The following is a 795-nucleotide window of genomic DNA, read 5'->3' as shown; positions in this document are numbered from 1 at the left end:
CGCTTTATCGATGTCGACGGCGTCCGACTGCATTACGTTGAGAAGGGAGAAGGATCGCCCGTTGTGCTGCTACATGGAAATACCGTGCTATTACAGGACTTCATCGGCAGCGGCTTATTGGACCGGTTGGCGGAGCGTCACCGAGTGATCGCATTCGACCGCCCAGGCTTCGGCCACAGCAAGCGGCCACGGGACCGCCTGTGGACCGCATAAGCTCAGGCGGCACTGTTGCAAAAGGCGCTCACACAGATCGACGTGGAGCGACCGGTAGTCGTCGGACATTCCTGGGGCACGCTGGTCGCACTTGGAATGGCGGTCGACGTAGCTGCGGACGTACGGGGGCTGGTATTGATTTCTGGCTACTACTATCCGACCGCTCGTCTGGACGTCGCACTGACCGCGCCAGCGGCGCTTCCTCTGCTGGGCGACGCTTTGCGTTACACGGTGTCGCCGCTGGCCGCCCGCCTGTTATTGAAGCGCACGGTGGAAGCGATGTTCGCGCCGGCGCCGACGCCCGAGGATTTTTTCGATGTCATGTCCCGCGAAATGATGCTTCGTCCGCTACAGATCCGGGCAGAGGCGGAGGATGCCGCCTTCATGATTCCGGCGGCGGCACATTTTCGCCCACACTATCCCGAGTTCGAGATACCGGTAAGCATTTTCGCGGGCGCGGGTGACAAAGTCGTTGACCCAGAATCACATTCGGCCCGGCTGCATCGCGAGCTGGCTCACAGCAGCCTGGTCGTTGCCCCTGGAGCGGGTCACATGGTGCATTACGCGCTAGGCGGTGAAATC

General features: G+C 61.4%; 1 pseudogene. It reads left to right on the top strand.

Annotated elements, in window-relative coordinates:
* Positions 1 to 63: 63 nt before the first annotated feature.
* A pseudogene (locus BG61_RS38685) lies at positions 64 to 795 on the top strand (alpha/beta fold hydrolase); the annotation flags it as partial.

Origin of the sequence: Caballeronia glathei (assembly GCF_000698595.1) — a bacterium.
In the GTDB taxonomy this organism is placed as follows: Bacteria; Pseudomonadota; Gammaproteobacteria; order Burkholderiales; family Burkholderiaceae; genus Caballeronia; species Caballeronia glathei.
Note: the sequence above shows the minus strand (reverse complement) of the source record. Positions and strands in the feature narration are given on the sequence as shown.